The 25,667-nt window shown below is 42.5% G+C and carries 17 protein-coding genes; 5 read left to right on the top strand and 12 right to left on the bottom strand.

Annotation, left to right across the window (positions count from 1 at the left end; translation table 11 throughout):
* Positions 1 to 54 precede the first annotated feature (54 nt).
* The 3 genes from AC1DXF_RS05890 to AC1DXF_RS05880 form a co-directional block, all read right to left on the bottom strand.
* Positions 55 to 3,465 carry a PKD domain-containing protein gene (locus AC1DXF_RS05890; RefSeq protein ID WP_477447087.1) on the bottom strand — a complete coding sequence of 1,137 codons (3,411 nt, stop codon included), beginning with the start codon at positions 3,463 to 3,465 and terminating at the stop codon, positions 55 to 57.
* Positions 3,466 to 3,741: 276 nt separating this feature from the next.
* The gene (locus AC1DXF_RS05885) at positions 3,742 to 4,191 is read right to left on the bottom strand and encodes a response regulator (RefSeq protein ID WP_477447085.1); all 450 of its coding nucleotides are present in this window, start codon (positions 4,189 to 4,191) and stop codon (positions 3,742 to 3,744) included.
* 497 nt (positions 4,192 to 4,688) lie between these two features.
* Positions 4,689 to 5,393, bottom strand: coding sequence for an NUDIX hydrolase (locus AC1DXF_RS05880; RefSeq protein WP_477447083.1), 705 nt, complete (start codon positions 5,391 to 5,393; stop codon positions 4,689 to 4,691).
* Positions 5,394 to 5,704: 311 nt separating this feature from the next.
* On the opposite strand from AC1DXF_RS05880, the gene AC1DXF_RS05875 reads away from it, so the two are divergent.
* Positions 5,705 to 6,436, top strand: a complete 732-nt coding sequence (locus AC1DXF_RS05875; RefSeq protein WP_477447081.1) for an ATP-grasp domain-containing protein — start codon at positions 5,705 to 5,707, stop codon at positions 6,434 to 6,436.
* Positions 6,437 to 6,520: 84 nt separating this feature from the next.
* Here the strand turns inward: AC1DXF_RS05875 and AC1DXF_RS05870 are convergent, their stop codons facing one another.
* From AC1DXF_RS05870 to AC1DXF_RS05860, 3 genes are all read right to left on the bottom strand, one after another.
* The gene (locus tag AC1DXF_RS05870) at positions 6,521 to 7,066 is read right to left on the bottom strand and encodes an REP-associated tyrosine transposase (protein ID WP_090652938.1); all 546 of its coding nucleotides are present in this window, start codon (positions 7,064 to 7,066) and stop codon (positions 6,521 to 6,523) included.
* A 158-nt stretch (positions 7,067 to 7,224) separates the two neighbouring features.
* Positions 7,225 to 9,003 (bottom strand): ABC transporter ATP-binding protein, encoded by a 1,779-nt coding sequence (locus tag AC1DXF_RS05865; RefSeq protein WP_477447079.1) that lies wholly within the window; start codon positions 9,001 to 9,003, stop codon positions 7,225 to 7,227.
* A gap of 143 nt (positions 9,004 to 9,146) precedes the next feature.
* Entirely contained in the window at positions 9,147 to 10,895 is a 1,749-nt protein-coding gene (locus AC1DXF_RS05860) for an ABC transporter ATP-binding protein (protein WP_477447077.1), read from the bottom strand.
* Positions 10,896 to 11,319: 424 nt separating this feature from the next.
* Between AC1DXF_RS05860 and AC1DXF_RS05855 the strand changes: the two genes are divergently transcribed.
* Positions 11,320 to 11,952, top strand: a complete 633-nt coding sequence (locus tag AC1DXF_RS05855) for a MarR family winged helix-turn-helix transcriptional regulator (RefSeq protein WP_477447075.1) — start codon at positions 11,320 to 11,322, stop codon at positions 11,950 to 11,952.
* 429 nt (positions 11,953 to 12,381) lie between these two features.
* Complete coding sequence (locus AC1DXF_RS05850; RefSeq protein WP_477447073.1) at positions 12,382 to 12,981, top strand: GNAT family N-acetyltransferase; 600 nt, start codon at positions 12,382 to 12,384, stop codon at positions 12,979 to 12,981.
* 117 nt (positions 12,982 to 13,098) lie between these two features.
* Here the strand turns inward: AC1DXF_RS05850 and AC1DXF_RS05845 are convergent, their stop codons facing one another.
* The 5 genes from AC1DXF_RS05845 to AC1DXF_RS05825 all read right to left on the bottom strand — a co-directional run bounded on the left by AC1DXF_RS05845 (position 13,099) and on the right by AC1DXF_RS05825 (position 20,924).
* Positions 13,099 to 15,423, bottom strand: a complete 2,325-nt coding sequence (locus AC1DXF_RS05845) for a S9 family peptidase (RefSeq protein WP_477447071.1) — start codon at positions 15,421 to 15,423, stop codon at positions 13,099 to 13,101.
* A gap of 598 nt (positions 15,424 to 16,021) precedes the next feature.
* The gene (locus tag AC1DXF_RS05840) at positions 16,022 to 17,050 is read right to left on the bottom strand and encodes a class I fructose-bisphosphate aldolase (RefSeq protein WP_477447069.1); all 1,029 of its coding nucleotides are present in this window, start codon (positions 17,048 to 17,050) and stop codon (positions 16,022 to 16,024) included.
* Between the two features lie 234 nt (positions 17,051 to 17,284).
* Entirely contained in the window at positions 17,285 to 19,012 is a 1,728-nt protein-coding gene (locus AC1DXF_RS05835; protein ID WP_477447067.1) for a CocE/NonD family hydrolase, read from the bottom strand.
* Positions 19,013 to 19,146: 134 nt separating this feature from the next.
* The gene (locus tag AC1DXF_RS05830; RefSeq protein WP_477447065.1) at positions 19,147 to 19,845 is read right to left on the bottom strand and encodes a LytR/AlgR family response regulator transcription factor; all 699 of its coding nucleotides are present in this window, start codon (positions 19,843 to 19,845) and stop codon (positions 19,147 to 19,149) included.
* The gene (locus tag AC1DXF_RS05825) at positions 19,842 to 20,924 is read right to left on the bottom strand and encodes a sensor histidine kinase (protein WP_477447063.1); all 1,083 of its coding nucleotides are present in this window, start codon (positions 20,922 to 20,924) and stop codon (positions 19,842 to 19,844) included. Before AC1DXF_RS05825 ends, AC1DXF_RS05830 begins: the two co-directional genes overlap by 4 nt.
* 348 nt (positions 20,925 to 21,272) lie before the next feature.
* On the opposite strand from AC1DXF_RS05825, the gene AC1DXF_RS05820 reads away from it, so the two are divergent.
* Positions 21,273 to 21,671 carry an RNA recognition motif domain-containing protein gene (locus AC1DXF_RS05820; RefSeq protein WP_477447061.1) on the top strand — a complete coding sequence of 133 codons (399 nt, stop codon included), beginning with the start codon at positions 21,273 to 21,275 and terminating at the stop codon, positions 21,669 to 21,671.
* A 213-nt stretch (positions 21,672 to 21,884) separates the two neighbouring features.
* Here AC1DXF_RS05820 and AC1DXF_RS05815 read toward each other — a convergent pair whose 3' ends face one another.
* Positions 21,885 to 22,565, bottom strand: a complete 681-nt coding sequence (locus tag AC1DXF_RS05815) for a response regulator transcription factor (protein WP_477447058.1) — start codon at positions 22,563 to 22,565, stop codon at positions 21,885 to 21,887.
* A gap of 183 nt (positions 22,566 to 22,748) precedes the next feature.
* Between AC1DXF_RS05815 and AC1DXF_RS05810 the strand changes: the two genes are divergently transcribed.
* Entirely contained in the window at positions 22,749 to 25,601 is a 2,853-nt protein-coding gene (locus AC1DXF_RS05810; protein WP_477447056.1) for a sensor histidine kinase, read from the top strand.
* Positions 25,602 to 25,667 lie beyond the last annotated feature (66 nt).

Raw genomic sequence — 25,667 nt, 5'->3', positions numbered from 1 at the left:
AAATATCGACGTTTTCAGTTATTCATGTAGTTTTTATAAATTTTAACATTATTACTATCTCATAATAGTGACACTTCCGGATACCACCCTACGACCATTTTTAGGATTGATAATGTAATAATATGTACCTGGCGAAAGGTAATTTCCATTGTATCTGCCATCCCAGGGAACAGGATAGCCAATTGATGAAAATAGTTTTTGGCCGTACCTGTTATATACTTCGACGGTATTGTCGGGATAATCATTTAAATATTTCACATTCCAGACATCATTTCTTCCATCGCCATTAGGTGTAAATGCGTTTGGTATTACCAGGTATTTTAAAACCTTCACCGTAACATCAGCCGAACTTGAACAGCCTTCGGCAGATGTTACCGTCAACCGGTAAGTGGTAGTTTCGGCGGGGCCCGCTAAAGGGTTCAACCCGTCATCACGATTCAAACCTGTTGATGGGTACCATTTATAAACCAGCTCATGACCGGTTACCGATGCATTCAAAGTAACTGTGGCGCCTTCAAGCAGGGTTAGCGGCCCTTCTATAGCTACAGTTGGCGACGGGTACACCACAATCTGTTGTTTCACAGTATCGGGGCAAGTATTAGCAGTTGCATATACGTAGTTGATATTAGCTGCACCCGTACCGGCAACAGCCGGGTTAAATAAGCCGCTTAAACTTACACCATTGCCGTAATATGAGCCGCTGCCTGGCTGGCCTGTCACACTTAAAGGCGCAAGTTGTATAGGTTTAGCCTCGGGACAAATAGATGGTACAGGCGCAAAAGTGATAATGTGAGTAGCTTTTACGACTATGGGAAAATCCTGAATATTGGCGCAAACACCACCAGAATAAGCTGCGACATGCACATTAAAAGTACGGTCGCCATCGGTAAATACCGGGTAAGTATAGCGTAACTGTTGCCCGTAAACCGGATGTTCATATACCCTCAATGATGAGGCGTCTGCCATATCAAATGTAACCTCCAGCCGGGTTATCTTTCCAAAATTAACCGTCGACCGGTTTTCAAAAAAAACTTCTTTATTACTACATACTGCCGATGGGTCTTTTAAAACCACATTTGCTTTGGGGATATCGCCGTTAACAGTAAAAGTTTTTGTTTTGGTGTAAGTACAACCATATTTTGATGTAATTGTCAAACTTACCTGGTAATCATCGCGGGCCTCGGTATAATGATGTTGCGGATTTTTTTGGACAGATGTATTGTTGGCGGCGGTAGCGTTAACATCGCCAAAATTCCAATGGTAAATAAAATCGTCCTCTGTGTGGTCGGCTATGGTGCTGTTGTCTTTAAATTGAACATAATCGGCAGTACAAGCGTCCGGCAAAATAAAATCGACTACCGGAAGTTCGCTTATTGCTATAGTCTTTTGCATAGCCAATCCGGAGCAGCCATTAGCATTCATCACGGTTAATTTTACAATATAAGTACCGGCAACCTGGTAAACGTGTGCAATGGGCGATTTATCTGTTTTAGTTATCACGGCAGTGCTATCTCCAAAATCCCATATCCATTTTGATATTGTACCATCAGTAGTTACAGACTGATCGGTAAAGGTTATATCCTGCGCCGGACAACCTGAAGCAGCAACATCAAAATTTGCTACAGGCAAATTGCTGATGCTAACGGTAGAAGCCTCCGATATATCGGCACAACCATTTTCATTAGTAATAGTAAGCCTGACTGTGTATTCTCCGATATTTTTATAAAAATGTGACGGGTTTTGCACCACATCGGTGTATCCATCGCCAAAATCCCATAACCAGGTTTTAATTTCGCGGCCATTGGTTATCGATGCATCCCTAAAAAAAGTGGTATCGCCCAAACATACATCCGAAAAGTTAAATTTTGATACAGGCGGATCGGAGATATTAAAGTCGAGCTCTACGTCTTCATCCGAGCCACACTCGTCGGCAACAGGATTAAATACGGTTGCCAGTACCGTGTAATCGCCGGCCTTATAAACCTTTTCGGCTGCGTACTCATATAAATACAAGATCTGCCCCCCTTTTACCGAAGTTGATTTTACAACCGGATTGCTATCATCGTAAGTAACCCCATTTTTAAAATCCCATTTAATCCGCGTGGTTTTGTAGGGCAGGGTTAATTGTATTTTATAGGCTACGCCAGAGCAGCCGTTTAATGTAGAGGTATTCGTTTTGGGGTCATCTAAAGCTATAAACCGGGTTAGATTTTTGAGGTTGGTACCCGCCGCGTATCCGTATGATTCGGCATTACCGAAACCGTATGCTATGGCATTAAAACCATCAGCCGCGCTAATGTGGTGAACGCCGTTATTAACATCTATCTGGGCGTATGAATAAGCCGGATTATAGCTAACTGGCTTAAATTGGGTATAAGGTTTACCGTCAAGTGCAAAAGTTGGCACCGCGGTTGTTTTAATAATTACATTGATAAAGTTATTTACTATCCTGAAGTTGCCGGTTGAGTTTAAGGTAACATGATCAAGCGTTTGCTCAAGCGGATTAAGATAAATCATTTCCGGGTCGCCCGTATCATACGCGGTATCAATACAACTAATAGTTTTTGATTGGGTTACGGCATATTGCACAACTTGCACCGGCTTATCGGCTTTAATAACATTTGGCGCAAGCGAATTAAACTCGTAATAGCGCCCGTTAACAAAATCCGAAGATGAAAGATTAGCGCCGTTTAAATTTACTGTTGTGTTAGGATCACTTTTAACTATCCTGAAAACATCGTAATAGCGGCTTTTTAAGGGGGCCGTAATGTAATTTTTGCCCCAGGCAGCTGTAGGATAAACCTGCTGAAAAAGGTTATCAGAGGTATTATTTTTGGAAGCACACCCGATAAGTATTTTTGAGCTCCCCGAAAAAACAGCTACCTTTTTACATGAGCCGACCTGTGTACTTAAGGTGCGGATGCGGGTACCTGTTAAATCGTCATTGGCCAGGCCCTGGTACACCTGCCCTTTGTTTAAAGTGACGGTAAAGGCCTTACCTGGCGGCTCGCCGTTCAGCAGGTAGGTAGTTGGCGTTATTTCAACGGTGGTGTTATCTTCGGTACCAATTACCGCGAATGTGGAATAAGATGGTCTTTTTTCACTGCTGAGCGAATTGGATATCTGGGTGTAATTAATAGAAACATAATCCTTACCAAGCACATTTACAGGCAACAAAAGTGTGGCACCCGAAACACTCTGCGCAAAAATATGGGCGTAAACCGCAACCGGCTTTTGTGCGGTAATATGAATACCTTTTAAACTTAGGCCTTGTTGGTCTATAAAAGCGCTTGCAGGTATTATAACAGTGAGTATTTGACGGGCAACTACATCATAACTTTGCGAAAAAGAGCCATCGGCTATGGCAACTGTTACCCGGGTATTTGCATCGGCAGTAATATAAAGATCCATTTTACTTACCGTACCCCTGGGATCGCTTGTAGTGGGGGCATCAATATGATCCATGTAAACGGTCCAGAATTCGGTACCCTGGTTTGAAAAACCGCTTTGCGCCCTTACATCGAAATTAAAGCAGATTAGAAAAAGGGAAACAAATATTAGATGTGAGACAGGAGATTTGACACTATTAAGCACTGCAAAACATAAAAAATCACACAAATCAGTTTTGCAAATCGTCTTCATATCAACAATAATAGCTTTGAAATGTAAGATTTGAAATGCGAAACATTTGTTGATTATTAAAGTGTATTGTGTGGCCGGCAAACCTATCTTAATTCAAAACTATCCTCCTGTTTTATTAATCAATTCGAGTTCAAGGTTAGCTATCTGCAATTTATAGGTTAACTCCTTATTTTGTTTTCGCAGCTCATATATTTCAATGGCATTTTGAATATAAATTTTAAGCTCATCATTTTGCCAGGGTTTTACCAGGTACCTGTATACCTGCCCGCGGTTAATTGCCTCCATTACAACATTAACATCCGAAAAACCGGTTAAAAGTATGCGGATTGTATCGGGGTACAGAGGCAAAATCGACTCCAGGAATTCGATACCGGTTGTAACCGGCATCCGCTGATCTGTGATTATAACACCTATTTCATAAGCTTGCAGTACCTGGCACCCCTCTGCTGCCGATTGAGCCGTATAAATATTAAAACTCCGCCTGAAAGCTGCCTTAAAACTATTTAAATTATTTATCTCATCATCAACATACAACACTCCTACGGACATGGCAAAAATTTAGGTTTTAAATTGGTTCAATAATCGGTATGAAAAGTAAATTTATATAAAGTTTTAATCTTTGCGCGTTTTTTAACAAAAATTGCGGGGAAGCAAGCCAAAATACGTATCCGTTAATAAAAATTGGATCTTATATGGATTGCATGGGTGATCAAAACCGATAGAAAATAATTCACACAAATTAAAGCGGATTCCACAAATCCGATGCAGTACAAAACAACATGCAACCTGGTTTCTTTGTGGGTAAACAGTACAAATTTACATGCTGCCTTCTATATTTCGAAACTGCCCTTTATTCATACACAAATAGCCAAAAAAGAGGCAATTAATTCCAACTTTTCAGCAACAAATGCACTATTTATTGACACAAAAAGCGCATTTATTCGCACAAAAACAAAATGAAAATATTTTACGCGAAAATCAAAAAAAGCTGCCTGAAAAATCGGTGATCTTAAGCTTTGAAACAGCCAGGTTCGGCACTCAGAATTTTAAAAAAACTTTTCCGGGTTTGGCACTAGGTTTAAAAACGATTCGAAATTTTGTTCGTAGTGCGATTGATCGAGCTTGTAATAAAACGCGCCTTTTTTTGACGACAGTTTATCTTTTTCGGGCTGCTTAACCAGCAAGCCTGTTGATAATAGTTTACGGCTGAAATTCCTGTCGTCGAATTTGGCCTGATAAACGCCCTCGTATAGCGCCTGCAATTGCGGGATAGTAAACTTGTCGGGCAATAGCTGGAACAATATCGGGTGGAGTGCTGCTTTATAGCGCAACTGCCTCAATGCAAGTTTAACCATTTGGGCATGATCAAATATCAGGTCGGGCATCTCATCCAGCAAAAACCATTCGGGGTGATACTCTTCACTCAGCTGTTTTTCGTACTGATGAATGTCTATCAATGCAAAATAGGCTATAGAAAGCGTGCGTTCAACCGGGTCACGATCGGGGCTGCCAAATACCTGGAACTGCTCCATATATACATTTTTAAGCCCGGTACGCAATTCCAAAACGCGGTTAGCGGCATCTTCCGGCGATTCTGATGGCTGAAGGAAGCCGCCCATCAGGCTCCATTTATGCTTCTCGGGCTCAAGGCCACGCTGAACCAGCAATAGCTTAATATTCCATCCATCAAATCCAAAAATGATACAATCGGTAGCCACTAAAATGCGTTTCTGGCCGCTATACTTCTGCATAATTTAATTAGAGTTTATTTACAAGTGTAAAAATAATTATGCAATTATTTAGTGTTAAGCAGACAACTATTTTTTTAACCAGTATATCTCCCTTAGTTTGGCGCAGCGTTGACATTTATGGCTTGCTTTTATTGGCCATATAGGTATTGACTATCAATCTTTCGATCAGGCGGATATCCGCTTTTAATAGAAGCGTCAAAGCCCAGCTATGGAGAGTTCTTCTAAATAGCTACACCGATTGTACAAAGACAGCAAACTATAAAAGTTTTCGATCACAAATACTACCGATCTAATTTACAACCCCAGAGTCAATGAAACTATATACGGAAAAAATCATTAGAGGAAAAGCAAGCAATATCACTGTAGTTACAGGAATTGAAGCTTTTTACTACATGGGATTTGAAATCATCGAGGTAGAGCGTTTTGACGATCTTGTGGTATCCCCGCACAACATCTTCTTTGGCGGCATAGGCTTCGTGCAAACTGCGTTGACGAAATTAGACTTTAAAATCCCTGAACATAATGACTATCCTGATTGCCTTTCGAAATTTTATGGAAGGAAAATAACCGAATCTACGATAGATAAGATTTCGAATAATCCCGAATTGTGGAATGTATTTGTGAAACCCAACGATAAACTTAAAAAGTTTACAGGCAGGCATATTAAAACTACTTATGATCTAATTGGATGCGGTGACATAGAGGGCGACGTACCCGTATGGGTTTCTGAACCTGTTGAGTTTATCAGCGAGTGGAGGGTTTTCGTAAGATACAAGGAAATACTCGGCGTAAAGCTGTACAAGGGCGACTGGAGAAACCAGTATGATTATAAAATTATAGAAGAAGCAGTGAATTCATATGAGAATGCACCCGCCGGTTACGCTCTCGATTTCGGTTTAACAGCAGATGGAAGATTTTTAATTGTAGAAGTTAACGAAGGATACGCTATTGGAAACTATGGCCTTTTTTATATTGATTATGCAAAACTTATTTCTGCACGATGGGCAGAAATGACACACCAGGAAGACCTATGTAACTTTTAAGGCTTTCGCTGCTTCGCTGCCGCGAGTTTAGCGCAGCGTAACTCGTGGCTTGCATAATTTAAGCTTCCAGCTTAAATTACAGCACTAAACCAATATAATATCAATTAAGCCTTTACCTCCGGCATAGTCTCTTGCACTACTGTAAAGAAAATGGTGTGGTTCATCAACCCAGCCAGCTGTTACCGGATTATTATGAATATAATCAAGTTTCTGATCAAGTACTTTGTTTGTATATATTTCTATCGGGTGATTGCCTTGTTGCCAAAATTGGTAATTTTCGTTATTGGGGTTACTCTTGCCCTCACGCTCAAAAAACCACAACATCCATTCACGCCTGCTTTCCTGTACATTTTCAATAATAGCTTTGGTTATCGCTTTTGAAGTGTGCCTTTTAACATCGCGTAAAATATCCTGCATAGGCTTATCATTTGTACTGATAATTAAATGCACATGGTTACTCATAATAACCCAGCCATGTAATTGAAGCCCCTTATGTTTTATGCAATATTTAAGGCTTTCTACAATGATATCCTTATACGCTCTCCTGGTCAATACATCTATCCATCTTACAACCGTAAAAGTTACAAAGTATAAACATTCCTGGTTACGAAATTTATAATTGCTGCTCATGAGGTTAATTTAACAAATTAAATTTAAGCTCGAAGCTTAAATTATGCATACCACGAGTTACGCTTACGCTAAACTCGCGGCAGCTGCGCACCGCAGGCACAATGTGTCCAACAAGCTCCTGTCTTGATTCTTGATTCTTATTTCTTGATTCTCCTCCCCTAACTCACCCTCTTCCCATGCAGCAACATATCAATCGCTTCATTCAGGCCACCCGCGCGGATCACCTCGCCGGAGTTTACAAAGAAGATCTCGTCGGCATTTTCAATGGTGTTCAGGCGGTGTGCTATGATTACCCTGGTGGTGGTTTTGGGCAATTTGTTCAGAATGTCGCTCAACAGTTTTTCGGTAATGGTATCAATGTTGGCGGTGGCTTCATCCAAAATCAGTATCTGCGGGTTACGCAGCACGGCGCGCATAAAGGCTATCAGTTGTTTTTGGCCAAGGCTAATACTATCACCGCTCGAAAGTACCGGAGTTTCCAGCCCGTTCTCAAAAATGGCCAGCAGACTACCCAGATTGGCATCGGTAATTACCGTCTCCAATTGCTCATTGGTATATTCTTTATACCTATCATTGCTGTACAGAATGTTATCCTTCACGGTGCCGCTAAACAAAAATGGCTCCTGTAAAATGAAGCCGATTTTAAGGCTCCGCTCTTCGGCGGTATAGGTGCGGATATCTTTGCCATCCAGCAATACCAATCCCTTTGATGGATCATACAAACGGGCAATGAGCGATGCCGTAGTGGTTTTACCGCCGCCCGTAGGGCCAACCAGCGCATAAGTTTTACCCTGCTCCAGTTTAAAGTTGATATTGTGCAGTATCTCTTTGCTTTCGTCGTAACTAAAATGCACATTCCTGAACTCGAGTAATGCTGCATTAGGCTCAGTTATGCCAACCGCTATTTGTGGCAAGTCACTCTCCAGAGATAATATCTGCGAGATCCTGTCCCAGGCAGCCATGGCTGTCTGGAAGTTTGACCATAAAGCGGCAAGTTGCCTCAACGGGTTATAAAATAAGGTGGTGTATGACAAATAAGCGATAAGAGCCCCTGGGGTAAACAATGCTTGACTACCATATAGTTTATGAGTAATAAGGTAAATACCAAATGTAAGCACTATCAATTGGGCTATACTGGCAAACAAGCCATAAACCGGCACAAAAACGTTGTTTGCCAATCCCGCGCCGATGGCCTTTTCATAATTTTCACCGTTGGCGATAGCAAATCGCTTCCTGAAATAATCTCGGCGGTTAAAAGCGATAATCACCTTAAAGTTATTTAAACTTTCCTGGATCTCGCCGCTTAAGCCGCCGGTACTTTTTAAGTTGGCAGCGTTTTTAGCTTTAACCCATGGCGATAGGACAACAGTAAGCAACAGGATCACTAAAACGGGTGCTAACGCTGCCGCACCCAATTCAATGTGGATGACAAGCAAAAATATTCCCGCCCCTACCATGGTAGATATATTACCGATAAACTGCATCAGCGATTGCGAAAAAAACTGGTTGAGTTTATCTGTATCATTATTTACGCGGGATATAAGGTCGCCCGCCTTGTTTTGATTAAAAAAACCGACCGGCAATTGCTGCAGTTTGTTAAATATCGCGTTGCGCAACGTAAACAGCATGCGCTGCCCCACGCCCCCCATCAGCGTAGTTTGCTTATAGCTGGTAAACAAGGCCGCGGTGTACATACAAAGTAATAAAATGGCGTTGTGTATAACGCCATCAAAATTTTTATGAAGCACATAATTATCGATGGTATGGCCGATAATGAAGGGGCCCAGCAGGTTCAGCGTGGAGTTGACCAGGATGGCTATTAACGCTATAATGAGCGTTCGCTGCTCGTGCGATATCAGTTGGATCAGCTTCCGCAAGCCTGCCCAGGTTGACGTTTTTGGCGCGGTTTTACCAAGCTGGTTAAGATCGTAATTCATTTTGTAATAATATTTTTGTAATAATATTTTTGATACTTATTTAGAAGTCTTAAGTCCGAAGTCTTAAGTTTGAAGTCGAAAGACCTGAGAGCCCATAGGAATTTTTACTTCCTACTTAGAACTCAAGACTTTCGACTTAAGACTCAGGACTTAACCGATTCGTAATTACTGGTACTTTGTTGCGAGTTAAATATCTGTACATAATCGGTACTGGTTTTCATCAGGTCGTCATGTACACCGCTGGCTACAATTTCGCCTTCTGTCAATAAAATTATCTGGTCGTAATGTTCAACAGAGGCTATTTTTTGGGTAACTGATATCAACGTTAAACCCGGATAGTTTTTCTGAATATTTGCAAGGATCTTTTTCTCGGTGTTGCCGTCTACCCGGGCGGTAAAATCATCCAGTAACAAAACTTTAGGGTTAACCGCCAATGCCCGGGCCAGCATGATACGTTGTTTTTGCCCGCCCGACAAACTGGAACCGCGTTCGGAAACAATGGTATTCAAGTGCTCGGGCAAACTCCCTATGAAGTCTTTCAACTCCGCGGTGTCGATAGCCTTTTGCAACGATTCATCGGTAACTGTATCGCTGAAAGCTATGTTTTCGCGGATGCTCATATTAAATATAATGCTGTCCTGGAAAACAAAGCCCACCTGCCGGTGAAAGGATTCACTGTCATAAGCCGCTATGCTTTTATCATCATATAAAACCTCGCCGCTTGTTGCATTGATAAGCCCGGTTAGCAGGTAAAGCAATTGGGTTTTACCTGCGGATGTTGGCCCTATAATGGCAATTTTTGACCCAGCGGTAACTTTTAACGATATTTCCTTAAGCGCCAGTTTTTGTCCATAAACCACTGATACATCCTTCAACTCCACATTGCCGCGAAGTGCATCTTTTAAATCGCCCCCTTCGGCAACATCCGGTGCATCCAAAACAACGCTGATACGGGTATATGATGCACTGGCTTGTGCTATCAGGTTGCTCATAAAACCAAGCACAAATATGGGGAATATCAATAGCGATAAATAACTGTTGAACGCCGCGAAACTGCCAAGGCTCATGGTGCTGTTTATTACAAAATGCCCGCCCATTACTAAAATGGTTAACCCGGCCATGTTGGCGGTAAAAGTTACAATAGGTATTAACCCGGCAAAAAAGGTAAGGATTTTTAAACCGTAGTTTTTGGCTTCGGTGTTAGCTGCCAAAAATTTATTAAACTCCAGCTGTTGCGAGTTAATAACCCTGATAAGTGCCGCCCCTAAAATACTTTCGTTGATAACTTTGTTAAGCGTATCTATTACCCCGCGGCTTTTCATGAATAGCGCCCGCACATTTTTTAAAACGTAAGCAAACGTACCACCTATAATGGGAATAATAACAATAACAGCCAGCGCCAAACGCCAGTTAATAGTGAGCAGCATTACGCTACAGCCAACAATGGTTATAATCGACGTAACTATTGATACCAGCGCCTGCGATACAAATAACTTTATAGAATCAATATCGGCCGTAAGGTTAGTTAACAGTTTTGATGGATTGGCCTGCTCAATAAAGGCATGGCTTTGGCGCGATATTTTATCTGCCAGCTTTTCGCGCAAGTCCTTTGCTACCAGTTCCGACGAATAAGTTTGTATCACACTCTGGATAGAGCTGAAAATAAACACCAGTATTGCCGCCAGCGAAAACTTTTTAATCACTTCGTTAACTACAAACTGGTGATGTGTATAAGCATCAATACCATTAGCAATTATTTTAGGCAGCCACAAGTTAATTGCAGTTGCCGCTACAGAAAATATTAATAATAGCGTAACCCAGCCCAGGTATGGCTTCAGCAGGCTGAATACGCCGGGTGGTTTTTGATTTGGTTTGGTTTTATCAGGTTGCATATGCAAGTTATATTAGATGCTGTAAAAATATATTACAAATAAACGCTACTTTATTGGACGATTGATAATCAAAAACATTTTAACAAGATTTGGCAAGATTTACAGGATTAAAAAAATAGTTTAGCAAAACTTTCAAAATAACTTCCCCACTTTTATTGGGTTCGATTGCTGATTTTATCAGGCATCGAAGCTAAAGTCTCCCCTACCGGGGGAGATTTAGAGGGGGCTTTTGCGGAGGTGATTTCAACACATTTACTTAAATAGCTAAAATTAAAACTTTTCATTTATCGCCGGGTAAAAAATACGCTTAGCATTCAATTCAACTATCACCATTCCGAAATAATTTTTCAAATATATTACCATTTAGGAATAAATAAAACTTTTTAGAAATAATTTTTTATTTTTATGCCGAAATAGGAATATCATGAAGCCAGTAGTCGAATTAATTAAAGCTTGGTCGGAATTTGAAGAGGTAAGTACGGACCACACCGTTGAAACATTTTGCAGATACTATCTTCAGAAACAGCGGCCACAGCCTAAACATCCGGGTAAAAAAGGCGAGCGTATTATGAATGGCGCCTTCCTGTTAAAAACCATTGGCCGTATCATGAGTGCATACAGCCTTTATTTTCGTGCAGCGGTAAAACACATTGCCTTGCCCCCTGCCGAAAGTTTCTACTACCTTAACGGCCTTAATCATTTAGGCGAGGTACGAAAAAGCGACCTGATCAACTACATGTTCGCCGAAACCACCACGGGTATGGAGGTGATTAACCGGCTGATAACCGAAAAGAAAATTGACGAGCGGACATCGCCGGACGACAAACGCGCCAAACTCATTAAAATAACCGGAGAAGGGCTGCACGCACTGGAGGAATATTACAAGATATCGGGTAAGGTTGTAGAAATGATTTTTAAAGGCGTAGATGATAATATTTTAATTGATTGTTTTGAGATGCTCCGCTTTTGCGAGCAACGCAACTCGGGCGTAGCCATCGAGCTGAAGAACAAACCCTTTGACCAGATGTATGAGCAGGTGATGGCTGATAAGCAGTAATAAACAGAGGCATTTTGCAATACGTAATAGATTGTTATCCTGAGCTGTAAAACTTCGCGAAATTATGAATGGGGAATGCAATTCAAAAAAAAGACTGTCATGCTGAGGAACGAAGCATCTATTCGCGAACTTTTCTATCGGTCATGCACTGCTGATAGATCCTTCGTTCCTCAGGATGACAGGAAAATGGGATATGTCATAAGTAGTCATAAAACTTCCTGAAAACCCGAAGAGGAAATGACAAGCCGACGAAAGACTTCCGAAGTTTTAAAAACTTCGGAAGTCTGGAATTTTTCAACCTGCCACGGATAGCCCTTAAAAGAATAGCAGACAAACCGCTATCGTTGCTTGTCGACTTAGAACTCAAAACCTCAGACTAAATCCTCAAAAATCATTATACCTTTAGCTTTATAAAAATTAACTATACTAATGACCTCTTATTTTGATCCAACAGCTACCTATGTTTTAGAAGATGAGCGCGTAATACTACGCCCTTTACAGGCCGATGATCTTGAAAACCTATTGCCTTTTGCAATTAATGAGCCTACTACCTGGCGATACTCCAACGTAAGCGCCAAATATGAGGATGGCATGCGCCGTTATGTTGATGACGCCCTTAAAGCACGCGCAGAAGGCCGCGAATATCCTTTTATAGTGATTGACAAACAAACCGGCCAATATGCCGGCAGTACCCGCTATTACGACATTCAGTCCAAACTGAACTCGCTTCAACTGGGTTATACCTGGTATGGCGAAAAATTCAGGGGCTCGGGCTTAAATAAACACTGTAAATTTTTGCTATTGCAATTCGCGTTCGAAGAATTGAATATGATACGGGTTGAATTCCGGGCCGATGCGCGTAACGAGCGCAGTATAGCCGCCATGAAAAGCATTGGCTGCCAGGTTGAAGGTATTTTACGCAGCAACATGCCCCTGGAAGATGGCGGCAGGCGCGACTCGATTGTATTGAGTATTTTAAAAGATGAATGGGAAAACGGGGTTAAGGAAAGGCTTAAGGGGAAGCTATAGAGAGCGAGCTAAATACATAACTAACCCAATTAAACATCGAACACCGAATTTTGAATATCGAATAATGAATTTACTTCATCATTCTACATTGGTTATCCGGTGTTCGATATTGTTATTCTACTTTACCACATTCCTCGGATCCGTTTTCGATTTCAACACGTATTCATGCGGCGGATCTACTCCCAACAGGTTTTTCACAAAATAATCCCAGCGGCGGCGCATCATGTAGGGCGAGTAAGGGCCATAACCATGCTGGCTATTTGGGAAAACTACCAGATCATAATCTTTATTGGCTTTTTCAAGCGCCTCAACCACCAGCATAGTGTTGTAAGGCGGTACATTGTTATCCATTAAGCCATGGGCAAGCATCAGTTTACCTTTCAGGTTTTTGGCATAGGTTTGATTGGCATGCGCTTCGTAATCGGAGTTTGCCACTAAGCCGTCATAACGTTCGCCCCAATCATCCTCATAGTTGCGGTTGTCATGGTTGCCCGATTCGGAAATACCCACCTTAAAGAAATCCGGGTAGCGGAACATGGCCGCGGCCGTTGCAAAGCCACCACCCGAGTGGCCCCATATGCCTACTTTATTGGTATCAATAGGGTATTGTTTTGATAACTGCCTGATACCGGCAATCTGATCGGGCAAGGTATTTTCAGACATATTACCGTAGCTCATATCGTGGTAACTTTTTGACCGCAGCGGGTTGCTGGTGCCTTCTATTACTATTACAATAAAACCCAGTTCGGCCAACGCCTGGTTATCGCCCCTTGAAGCCATAAACGACCAGCTGCCTACGCTTCCGCCTTGCGGGCCAGGATATATGTAATCAATAACCGGGTATTTTTTGCCGGCATCCATGTTGGTCGGCGTAAAAATCAGTCCGTAAATATCGGTTTTGCCATCACCAGCAATCAATTTAACCGGGGTTGGCGCTTTCCAGCCGGTAGCGGTTAGCCTTGATACATCGGCCTTTTCCAGGTTGGTTATCAGCTTACCATCCATACCGCGTAAAACGGTAACCGGCGGCACGTCTGGTTTAGAATAGCTATCAACAAAATAACCGCCCCCTGGCGATATTGTAGTGTTGTGGTTGCCTTCTTCGGGTGTCAGCACCGCGAAGTGCTTACCATCAAACCCTGCTTTACATAACTGGCTGTAGTACGGGTTCTCTTTTTCAAGACCATCGGCAATAAAATAAACCGTGCGGGTTTTCTCATCAACTTTCAAGAGCCTGGTTACTACAAAATCGCCTTTGGTAATTTGATTTTTGACTTTACCGGTGGCAGCGTCGTACAAGTACAAATGTCCCCAGTTGTCGCGCTCAGAAAACCAGATGATCTCGTTGGTTTTGGGCAAAAACTTCCAGTTAATAGTACCCCAACCCGATTCGTATTGGGTTTTCACGGTTTCTTCAAAAATTTCTTTAACTGCGCCTGTTGCGGCATCTGCAATGCGGAACTTCTCGTTTTTATGATCGCGCGAGGTAGATACGAAGGCCAGCTTTGAAGCGTCAGCGCTCCAATCCACATCATCAAATGTGCCGCTGCTGCTGATGTCGTCGCTCAGGGTAGCGCGGTGTGCATCAGGTGGTACCTGCAGGGTAATTACTTTAGGGTGATCAACTTCAATAATCACCCTGGTTATCATGGCAATTTCATCGCCCGGCAAGGGGTATTTCCACTGCTTCAATACCGGTTTGCCCACATTGGTGCTAACCAGGTACATATCGCTCACCTTACGCTGATCCTGCTTAAAGGTGGCTATCTTCTTTGAATCCGGCGACCAGCGTAAAATTGCCGCGTCGGAGTTTTGCCAACCGGCATTATCTGTAGCGTAACCAAAATCTTTAATACCATCGGTAGTTAGCTGGGTTTGGCTGCCTGTTTTTGTATCGCGCACCCAAAGATTGTAATCTTTGATATAGGCTGCCCGGCTGCCATCGGGCGATAATACTTCTTCTGTTTTGCCCCTTCGTCCGCCAGGTTGCATGCGGCCGCGTTCCGGTTCTGCTCCGGCAGTAACCAGGTCTGTGGCCAGGTCATACTGCCAGTGTTTATCGGCTGCCGTAAACATCATTTTTTTGCCGTCGGCGGGGAAGCTGATGGTTTGAAATGGCAGCATATTACCATCGTATTTGTTACCCGAAGCCGCCGAAAGCAGCTGGGCCAGTTTTTGATGGTCAAAGGCTGCTTCACGTGTTTTCTTAACCGGATCAACCAATATAAATTCGCTCCCTTGCGCGGTGAGTACGCGGTACCAGAATTTATCGCCTGGTAACCAGTTAGGCCTTACATCGGCCCTATCAACAAACGGGGCGGTATTGTAGGTCATAAAACTTTCGGCATGTTCATAGTCCCTGGTAGTTAAGGGGCTGCCCTGCTGGGCATACGCCGACATAACCCAGGCAAACGCCGGAATGGTGAGTAAATATTTATTCATGAGTGTCAACTTATGTTTAAAGCGCAAAATAGTGCTTTTTTTGATTTGGGTATGTTTAAAGATTGTTACAGAGATAGAATCAAGAGGCAAGAATCAAGAGTTAAGACTTTTTTTTGGGGGGGGGGGGGGCGATAAGTATTGGATTAAAAAAAAGTCGGCTGGTATTTTAACCGGCTCATCTAACCATGTAAAACTATAAAGAAAACTAAAAATGAGCGGCTGACAGAGAACTATTGCAGGAAAATCGCTTTTAAGCTTTTTTTCAGCCACAAACGGTTAAAACCTTTACAATATAAATACACTTTTAAGCTGCCTCGTAGAGGCTACCTGTTTGTAGAAAATGAATAGTTCAACCCTTTTTGCTCCTTAGGAGCTACCTTTCTTCAGGATCAGCTTTTAAAAGCAATTTCCCTGGGAACTATTGGTAATAGTTTCCCTGATCATAATATTGTAGGATTTTAGCACCAAACTTGTTTTGGCGTATCTGGAACGCGGCGGGAAATCTTTTTTTACTAAGACTGCGCCCCCGGCGTTAAAACTATCCCGGTCAAAAACAAAATTTGCAAACTGCCAGAAGATAGGCCCGATGGGTTAACAACTATTCATCGGCAGTTTCCATATCGGCGGTGTATACACCCATTTTGGCGGCACTATTGCAGGCTGCGCGGTGCAGCAAAGCTTTTTGCGCAGCAACAATGTTATCATCGTTTCCCCGCCAAAGCTCAAGCGCGGGTTGTTGTATCGCCCTCGAGAAAGAGAAAGTGAGCACCCAGGGCATTACATCGCCAAAGCGGGTGTGCATGCGGTTTAACCTTTCGGAAGCAAGCGCTGCCGGTTGGCCTCCCGACAAAAAAGCTATGCCGGGTACCGATGCAGGTACGGTTTTTAAAAAGCATTTTATGGTTGCTTCGGCCACTTCATCGAGCCCCGGTTTTTCGGTGCTGTCCTCGCCCGGCAATATCATATTAGGTTTCAGGATCATGCCTTCCAGGTCAACCCGGTGCTGGTATAAGGCGTTAAATAGGGCATGTATTACCTCGGTAGTAACCTCGGCACATTTTTGGAGCGAATGATCGCCATCCATCACTACTTCGGGCTCCACAATGGGTACTAAACCGGCTTCCTGGCAAAACATGGCGTAACGGGCAAGCGTATAAGCATTTGCCTTTATACAGGTTGGCGACGGGATATCGGTACCAATGGTAATGACTGCCCGCCATTTTGCAAAGCGGGCGCCTATTTGGTAGTAAGCCTTTAAACGATTGCCCAGCCCGTCTAAACCTTCGGTTATCTTTTCGCCGGGAAAGCCAACCATCGGGATGGCGCCTTCATCAACTTTTATCCCCGGAATGATGCCTTTATGCTTCAAAATATCTATAAACAAGGTACCATCGGCCGTACTTTGTTTTATGGTTTCATCAAACAGGATTGCCCCACTAATGTATTCTTCCAATCCGGGCGTATTTACAATTAAGTCGCGGTATTTGCGGCGATATTCTTCGGTTTGTGGGATGCCCAGTTCCTGGAAACGTTTGTTGCAGGTAGCGGTACTTTCGTCCATGGCCAGCAGGCCTTTGTTGCCTTGCATCAGCTGATAAGCGATGGTTTTTAATGTCGGGGTGTCCATATGATCCTTGTGTTAAGCAGGTACAAGGGTTAACAACAACTGGCCTTAACTTGTTTTAAGGTTGATGATATACCACGACAATACTCTACATGTCGCAGGTGTTGCGTTTCGGTTATGTATGTGATTGATTCAGAAAACACCAAAATCGACCGAAACAATCAACAACAAACTGATAATAAGCTATTTAAAAAAGTTAAAAATAATACCTGTACGACATAGTTTGTCGTACAGGTATTATTTTGATACCGGCACATCTATATAGCTGCTGTTGTACCATTTTACTTTAAGCGGTGTTTTGGCATCGTTAATATTTTCAAGGCTTACATCTTTGCCGGTACCGTAGTTAATTTGGCAAAAATTATTCTTGTTTACATTGATAACAACCAGCAAGCGGCTGCCTTTACACAGTTGCCTGCTTACTACCTTGGTATTTGAAAACGCAAGCGTTGTTATTTTGCCCGGTTGCAGTAGTTTGCGGTTGCTAATATCCCATGAATAGCTGGCACGCCCCAAAAAGTAGGTAAGCTCAAAATATTCTCCGTTGGGCATCACTTCATAAAGCACTACGCTATAGTCAAAATCTTTTTTGTTGATAGCCGCTGTGATTTGCCCCAGGAAAGCGCCGTTTACAATAAGCGGTTGTTTTAAGCTGTCGCTTATAAAGGTAAACCCGTTGCTGTAAACATCTTTTTGAATAATAGGGAACGGGTAGGCGTAATTATTAGATGTAGTACGGTTGGCAAAATCAACTTCCTGTTCAAGGTACGCCGGTATGGTTGGCTTTTGGGGAGATAATTTAAACTGATCATCCTTTTTTACATTACTGAGGTAAAGCCTGAGCATGTTTTGGTGCATTTTATCCAGGGATGTGGCATGACCCCAGCGGTTGGCGCCCATAACCTCGTAATTGATCCTGTCTTTAATAATGGCAGGCTTTTTACCTTGTTTCATGATATAATCAAACCATTCAAAAGTAATTGCTTTGGTGTTGATGATAGCTACCGAATCAACCTGGTAGCCCCGTAAAACAGGCTCCCCTCCCCTTTGTGCACCGAAATGATCGTACGGGCCAAGTACCAGGTAATAGTCGGCCCTGGGGTTGTATTTGGCCAACTGGCGCAGGTAATACAAGCCGGATGTTTGCCCGTCATCATAATAACCATCAAAAGCCAGCACCGGGATATTGATCTTTCCAAATTCTTTACCATATGGGATCATAGCTTGCCAGTATTTGTCAAAACCAGGATGCTTAAGCCAGCGTTGCAACCATTTATTGGGTGCATGGTCAACACTATCAATTTTATTATAGGCAGCGCCGCTTTGGTACCAGTTTTCGCTCAGGTTTCGCCAGCGCTGCTGGTTATTATAAGTAGCGGTATCAAGGTATTTATTATTGCTTACGTAAAAGGCCCAGCCGTAATTGGCGTTAATAAACACGTTATTTTCCATAGGCAGCCCCATAGCGGGAATGGCCGAAACGTAAGGCACAATGGTTTTAAGCGCCGGATGTACCTTATATTTTAAACCTGCCCATTGCGCAAAGCCCGAATAACTACCACCATACATCCCCACTTTACGGTTGCTCCAGGTTTGTTTGCTTATCCAGTCAATTACCCAATAAACATCTTCGGCATCGTGTTCATAAGGTACTACCTCATCGGGGCTTAAACGCTTGCCACGCACATCGGCCACTATGCCCACATAGCCATGATCGGCAGCGTATTTGGCCTCAAGCAAACTCCTTTTGGTATCCGAGTAAATAAAAAACAACAAGGCTGCCGGTTGCGGCCCAGCCACATCGCGCCGGCGCACAACAACTGCCGACAGTGTATGCCCCTGTGGGGTTTTAATAAGCACACTATCGTTAATAACATACTTTTCCACGTCTGCATCAGGCGTTTTTTGGGCAAAAAGAGTTGCCCACTGGCCTATTAAAGCCAGTAATAGCATTAGTTTTTTCATGTTTATTTTTTAGTTTATGATGAGCAAAAGCAGAAAGCTTTTTTGTATTAACAGTTGTTATTTATTGATAATTATTTATAAAACAGCCTTTTGCCTTTCAGCTTTAGCCTTTCACCTCTTCCCTACATCGGGCTTTACGCCTTCAGCTTCCCCTTAAACTTTACGGATTGCCTTTCCGACACTTCAACTGCCTGCCCGGTTTTTAAACTGATATTCAGTTTTCCGCCCGGCAAATGGTTAATTTGATCGATGTAGGCCAGGTTGATGATTTGCGCCCGGTTTACTCTAAAAAAAGTTACAGCGTCCAGCTTTTCTTCCATCTGGTTAAGCGATCTTTTCAGGAATGTTTTTTTATCACCAAAATACAATACCGCGTAATTATCCATCGATTCAATGAGGTGAATTTCATCTGTTTTTAGAAGATGGCATTTGGCGCCGTCCTTTATAAAAATTTGCCGGCTAACCGTCTGCATATTTAACCTGTCCTTCACCTTTTCCATCGCTTTGGCAAAGCGTTCGTCTCTTATAGGTTTTACCAAATAATCAAGTGCGTCAGCTTCAAACGCTTTCACAGCATACTGATCAAAAGCGGTAGTAAAAATAATTTCGGGCACATTGTCCAACATTTCCAGTAAGTCGAACCCTGTTTTTTCGGGCATTTGTACATCCAGGAATATCAATTGAGGCTGATGTTTTTCTATCAAAAGTTTTGCATCGTCGGCGTTTGCTGCTTCACCAACAACTTCTACATCGGGGTAACGGCGCAGCGCCATCCTCACCTCTTCACGGGCAAGCCGCTCGTCATCTACAATAATTATCTTTATCTTTTTCATGATGCCGGCATAATGATGGTTGATGAAACTTTATCGCCATATACCTCCTCAATTATAAAACTGGCCTGGTTTTGATAGTGCAGTAATAAACGGTCTTCCAGGTTTTTTAAACCAAGGCCCAGCCGGTTAAAGGATGAAGTGAGCTTGCCGGGGTTCAAAACGGTGATATGTATTTTTCCGCCTGTCTTTTTTATAGCTATTTTAATTTCGCCTCCATTTTTCTGTTGTGCAATGCCGTGTTTAATGGCGTTTTCAACCAGTGTCTGGATGCTTAACGAGGGTATCAGGCATTGTTCTGTCCCCTCTTCTATGTCGGTGATAAACTGCAACCTTTCCTCAAAACGGATCTTCTCCAACTCCAGGTAATCATTCACCAAATTAATCTCGTCATGTAATGATATAAGCCCTGCGTTACCGCCATATAGCGTAGCGCGCAGCAAATCAGAAAGCAAATCAATGGCCCGCCGGGCTTTTGCCGGGTTGGTATTTGTTAATGCTTTAACACTGTTAAGGGAGTTAAAGAAGAAATGCGGGTTAAGCTGTGCCGATAATTGCTGCATTTGTGCATCGCGGGCAACTACCTGTAAACGGGCATTATCGGTGGCGGTGCTTATCTCCATCATAGCATAGTGATACAGGTGAAAAGCCAGCACCCAAATGGCCATAAGCCTGATACCCGTGGCCAATAGCACCAGGTAGTTTTGACAAAAAAAAGTCCAAAAGCTTTCGCTGTAAGCAAATGTAAAATAATAGCGGGCTGCGTACAATTTAACCGTAACCAGCAGCATATAGCAAAGACCCATTAAAAGCACCGCCGGAATGAGGCGCACAGGCATGTTTTGCACTTTTAAATGCGTAAAGTTAAACCGGTGCGCCAGGCGATAATAAACATGGGTAATAAGGATGCCAATACCGATATCAAACAAAAAGTGAAACAGCGCGAGCGTGTAACTATATCGCCCGCTATGTCCGCCGGTATACATTTGCATCCAGGCCGAAAATCCCCAAAATAAACCAGCCAACGACCAGCCAATAAGCTGGCAGGCCCAATATAACGATATACTTTTTTGCTGTTTCAATGTTAGTGCGTTTGGGTTAACAAAACAAACCAACAAAATCTATTTGGTAATATAAAGAGAAAATACTTGAGCGCGGATGTTTGGGTATAAACGGGGTATTTGAAGCTATTTTTTTCCTTCTCAAGCAGTTGGCGGCATGTAAGATAAAATTTATCGCATTTTCAATATCGCGATTTCCAGGCAACCGGCCCGGCAAATATGCTGTTAGCCAATGATTTCAGCTTCAAAAAGTGTAAATATATAACACCGTCAAAAAAAAATATTCAGATTTTTAGTTATTAATATAAAACGAAACCGATATTCGTTGGTTAATGAGTAACTTTAAATCTAAATAAAGCATTAAAGCTAATGGTGAAATTATTTGTCGGCGGATTCCCTTTGGACATGACAGAACTTGACCTGGTTAAGATAATTAACCTGCACGGGGAAGTGAGTACGATTAAAATAGTACGGGATAAAAAAACGAGAATTTGTAAAGGTTATGCCTTTTTAGAGATGAAGGACCGTGAAGGCGCCGAAAACGCTGTGATTGCGTTAGATGGCACCCCAATGGGCGACAGGACCCTGAATGTAAAAATAAACGAAGAAAACGCCGTAAAACCACCGCCACCCAAAAGGAGTTTCGGAGGCTACAATAGCAATAATAACCGCGGCAATGGCGGTAGCAGCTACGGTAAAAGTAACAGCAGCTATAAAAGGCCTGCCGACGATACACCAAAAGCCAAAAGGCCAAGAAGAACGATATAAGCACATTCAATAGTTTTTGGTTAAGGATGCTTGTTTTTTGCTTGGCTTAAAAAATTATTATTCGTCTTTTAATAGTATAGTAATGGCCAAGCCGTTTAACGCTTATTGCCGGTTTTTATTCTTTTCAATTTCGAATCAGAAACAACAGCTAAACTATTATGATGTTGAATAACAGATTCGTCCTGTCTGTTTGTGCAATCTTTTTGCCGATCCTTACACCAGATCAAACGCCCGTGCATATTGCGATAATTCAAAAGATGAGGTTGCCCCTAATTTGTGCTTGATGTTTTTGCGATGCGTATCAACAGTGGCTGCAGCTATAAACAACTGGCCGGCAATTTCGGGCGAACTTTTGCCCAGCACCATCAGGCGTAAAATTTCGCATTCGCGTTTGGTGAGACTGGAGAACTTACTGAAGTTTTTACGCAGAAAGGTATTTTCTTCCAGCATCCGCTCCACTTTAGCCGTAACATGCTGAATGGGATCAACCTTGAAAGCCATATTAATTACCAGCAAAGGCAACCCTTCATCATCGCGCATTAAAATTTTCATGGTACTTAAATGCCATACCCAATCCGGGTTGCCATTTATTTTTACCTGTTGAAAAAAGGTGATGTCGTTGTCGGTATTTCTTTCAATCATATCTTTTACCTTTGGTACATACGTTTCTGCATCCTCGGGGTTAAAATATTTTGCCGTATAATCGGGGGTAGAATAGCTCCTAAACTCGGCTAAAGTTATACCGAGCTGGTTTAACCCGTTTTGAGACATATACTCCAGTTTAAAATCGGGCATCCGGTGTATAATGGTTACACCCGGCAGCAGGTTGGCAACCACGTGTATTTTATCAATCTCGGCTTGAATTTTCAGTTCCAAATCGGGCAATTTATTCATTGCAGTCTCATAATTAAGGGATGGCAATATAATAAATGTTTAGAAACGGTTTTGCTTAAATATTCAGGAGTAATATTGAATATGGCCGATTTATTTTATATTTATCAGATAATATATTCGCGCAAAACCGAGCCCTGCATGTAATGTATGACGGCGCGATGTTGGGTTGATACAAATGATAAAATGCTGCTAAAAAGTCCTTTTCTTAAACTTTTACTATTTAGTCAACTTATATTTTCGGGTGTATATGCCAGCACCCCATACCAGGTAGTTTACTTAAAAAACTATAGTGCAGCCGATGGCCTGCCCGGCTCGCAAATTAACTATTTAATGCAGGATAGCAAGGGCTTTATCTGGATAGCTACAGATAAAGGTGTAAGCAGGTTTGACGGGCAGCACTTTAAAAACTTTACGGCCGCCGACGGACTTGAAAGCAATGAAGCCTTCCGTATAGCCGAAGACAATTACCACCGGATTTTTTTTTATTGCAATAATTACAGGGTTTGCTATTACGAAAACGGGGCTATCCACAAGCTTGCCTCCACTCAAAAAGTTTTGGTACAACCATTTGCAAACATGTTTTTTAACCGCTATAATGAACTTTGTGTAAACTATGAGCTCAATACCAAAGTTTATCACTTCGCGGAATTAAAGTGCCAAAACTATCAGCGTCAACAGCCTGGCAGCTATATTTATGGCGCGGGCGTAGAAGAGATTGCCTTGTCTGAAAATGATCTTACCATGCTCAAAAATGAGCTTGGGACAGCACATTTAAGCTATACAACAGCCAAAAACAATACCAAGCCGTACAGACTGGCTATACAGGGAAAGTATTTATTGCTGCTTACCAAAGATTGGGTACACGTTTACCGGTATCAAAAAACCGGGATTGTATCTCTTCATAAAATCTCCTTTACCGGCAATGTAACATCGGTTAACCTGACCGGTAAAAACACTTTTGCCGTTACAACGGTAAAACAAGGCACATATCTCATCAACTATATCACCGGCAAGCGGGAAAACTATCTCAATAACCAAATTACCACATCCACACTTATTGACCGCGAAAATAATTTGTGGTTTGGCACCTATGAAAGTGGTATTTTTTTAAGTACCAACCCCGAAGTAAAGCTCATCAACAAAGAAAGCGGCCTGGCCAATGAAAACGTTTTAAAACTATGCATAGCCGGCGGCTACCTTTTCGCGGGCCACATTTTAACCGGGTTGAGCTATATGAAACTTGACACTAATCAAAATCCGCCAATAAGCACCCTGTATTTAAATCAAAACCGGTCAGATTTTAACCGGGTGACAAGTTTGCTCCCGATTACCGGAAATAGGCTTATGATAGGCACAGACAATGGCATATTCGGGTTAGATGTTTCCAATAACAATCCGTTATCATGGCGCCCGATGCTCTATACCGTTGGTCCGGTAAAAGCGATTGTACAACAGCGGGATACAATTTATTTCCTTGTTTCGCAAGGGATTGTAACGTTACCAAACGGAAGCGGGCTCCAATTCCCTCCTATCCGGGTAACATCATTGGCGTGGCAAAAAGACCACCTGTTAGTCGGTTCACTCTACGGATTATATAAAATGACCCTCCCGGTTAACGTTCACCACTTTAAATATGTACGGATACTGGCAGATAAAGGAATAAATGTGGTAAAGTGCCTGGCAGCAAACGAACAGGTATGCGCGATTGGAACCGAAGATAAAGGCGTTTACCTGTTAACGGGTAAAGCCCTTAGGCAATTTACCGCGCCTGTTATTTCATCGGGCAACATCCGCAAACTTGTGTGGACAGACGCCAATACACTGTGGGCATGCACGGCTAATGGAGTAAGCATTATTGGCTTTAGTAATAATTACCAAACTTACCGGGTAAGCCAGTTAAATACCAGTAACGGGCTTCCGTCAGATAACGTTGCCGATGTTGTTCGGAACGGCAGTGATTATTATATAGCTACCGACAAGGGCATAGCCGTTACTCAAAATTTATGGAATATCAACCTGCCCAGGCCAATACTGCTTGATGATGGCATGCCCGGGAAACAAAACAGTTTCGCTTATGGCCAGCCTGTTGTATTTAATTGTGTCGCCTTATCGTACAAAAGCATGGGTAAAATACAATACCGGTTCCGGCTTAAAGACGTTGATAAAAATTGGAGTACTGCGCCAACCGGCGAAAAACGGTTTGACCTGCTGCCGCCTGGCCACTACGAATTAGATGCTGTAGCCATTGACCGCTTTAATCAGTTAAGCCGTCCACTTGTTTTCCAATTTACCGTGGAACCATTATGGTACCAACAGTTATGGCTACAGGCTATTGCCGTTACCTGCGCTATATTTATAAGCTTTTTGCTGATACGAAAATACTACCTGTCTATCATCGGGTTACAAAAAAAGGATTATGAAAACGCACTTGCCCTGCAACGTGAACGCCAGCGCATCAGCAGCGAGGTGCATGATGACCTGGGTGCAAGTATATCGGGCATTAAACTGCAAACCGAAATGCTGAGCCGGAAAGTAACCAACCAGCCTGCGTTTAAAGAAATAGACGCCATTCATGATGCGATCACTGATATATCTACCCAGGTAAGGTTAATTATCTGGAGCCTTGATGTTGAAAACGATGAGGTAAGCAGCCTGGCAAATTTTATTCATAAACAATCCATTAAAATATTTGACTGCTGCGACATTCACCTTCATGAAAATATCTCGGTTGGCGAAACCATGATTGCCATTACTGGCGAAAAAAGGCGGCAGGTATACCTGCTGGTGAAAGAAGCTTTAAACAACATTATTAAACATTCGGATGCCAAAAACGCATTTCTTGCCATCAGTCTTTACAAAAACAGGCTCCATATCAGCATCCGCGACGACGGCCGGGGCTTTGTGCCTGATGTACGCAAACACGAAACTATGGGCATCCGTAACATTTACGCGCGTGCAAAAAGATTGAATGCCGATTTAAAAATTGACACAGCTCCCGGCAAGGGAACATCCATCAGTCTTAAAATGAATGTTTAGATGGTGGCCATAATAGGTATTTTTAACAAAGATAATTTTAGGATATTAGCGTCATACATTTACCAC

The sequence above is a fragment of the Mucilaginibacter sp. P2_A5 genome (assembly GCF_056404995.1).
This window is presented reverse-complemented; position numbering and strand designations above follow the sequence as displayed.

What these genes read in the sequence shown, in the direction of transcription:
- AC1DXF_RS05870 (WP_090652938.1), bottom strand. Translation starts at nt 7,066, where the DNA reads ATGAGCAGCAATTATAAATTTCGTAACCAGGAATGTTTATACTTTGTA.
- AC1DXF_RS05815 (WP_477447058.1), bottom strand. Translation starts at nt 22,565, where the DNA reads ATGAATAAATTGCCCGATTTGGAACTGAAAATTCAAGCCGAGATTGAT.
- AC1DXF_RS05855 (WP_477447075.1), top strand. Translation starts at nt 11,320, where the DNA reads ATGAAGCCAGTAGTCGAATTAATTAAAGCTTGGTCGGAATTTGAAGAG.
- AC1DXF_RS05840 (WP_477447069.1), bottom strand. Translation starts at nt 17,050, where the DNA reads ATGGACACCCCGACATTAAAAACCATCGCTTATCAGCTGATGCAAGGC.
- AC1DXF_RS05890 (WP_477447087.1), bottom strand. Translation starts at nt 3,465, where the DNA reads ATGGATCATATTGATGCCCCCACTACAAGCGATCCCAGGGGTACGGTA.
- AC1DXF_RS05820 (WP_477447061.1), top strand. Translation starts at nt 21,273, where the DNA reads ATGGTGAAATTATTTGTCGGCGGATTCCCTTTGGACATGACAGAACTT.
- AC1DXF_RS05830 (WP_477447065.1), bottom strand. Translation starts at nt 19,845, where the DNA reads ATGAAAAAGATAAAGATAATTATTGTAGATGACGAGCGGCTTGCCCGT.
- AC1DXF_RS05875 (WP_477447081.1), top strand. Translation starts at nt 5,705, where the DNA reads ATGAAACTATATACGGAAAAAATCATTAGAGGAAAAGCAAGCAATATC.
- AC1DXF_RS05845 (WP_477447071.1), bottom strand. Translation starts at nt 15,423, where the DNA reads ATGAATAAATATTTACTCACCATTCCGGCGTTTGCCTGGGTTATGTCG.
- AC1DXF_RS05810 (WP_477447056.1), top strand. Translation starts at nt 22,749, where the DNA reads ATGCTGCTAAAAAGTCCTTTTCTTAAACTTTTACTATTTAGTCAACTT.
- AC1DXF_RS05865 (WP_477447079.1), bottom strand. Translation starts at nt 9,003, where the DNA reads ATGAATTACGATCTTAACCAGCTTGGTAAAACCGCGCCAAAAACGTCA.
- AC1DXF_RS05885 (WP_477447085.1), bottom strand. Translation starts at nt 4,191, where the DNA reads ATGTCCGTAGGAGTGTTGTATGTTGATGATGAGATAAATAATTTAAAT.
- AC1DXF_RS05880 (WP_477447083.1), bottom strand. Translation starts at nt 5,393, where the DNA reads ATGCAGAAGTATAGCGGCCAGAAACGCATTTTAGTGGCTACCGATTGT.
- AC1DXF_RS05860 (WP_477447077.1), bottom strand. Translation starts at nt 10,895, where the DNA reads ATGCAACCTGATAAAACCAAACCAAATCAAAAACCACCCGGCGTATTC.
- AC1DXF_RS05835 (WP_477447067.1), bottom strand. Translation starts at nt 19,012, where the DNA reads ATGAAAAAACTAATGCTATTACTGGCTTTAATAGGCCAGTGGGCAACT.
- AC1DXF_RS05850 (WP_477447073.1), top strand. Translation starts at nt 12,382, where the DNA reads ATGACCTCTTATTTTGATCCAACAGCTACCTATGTTTTAGAAGATGAG.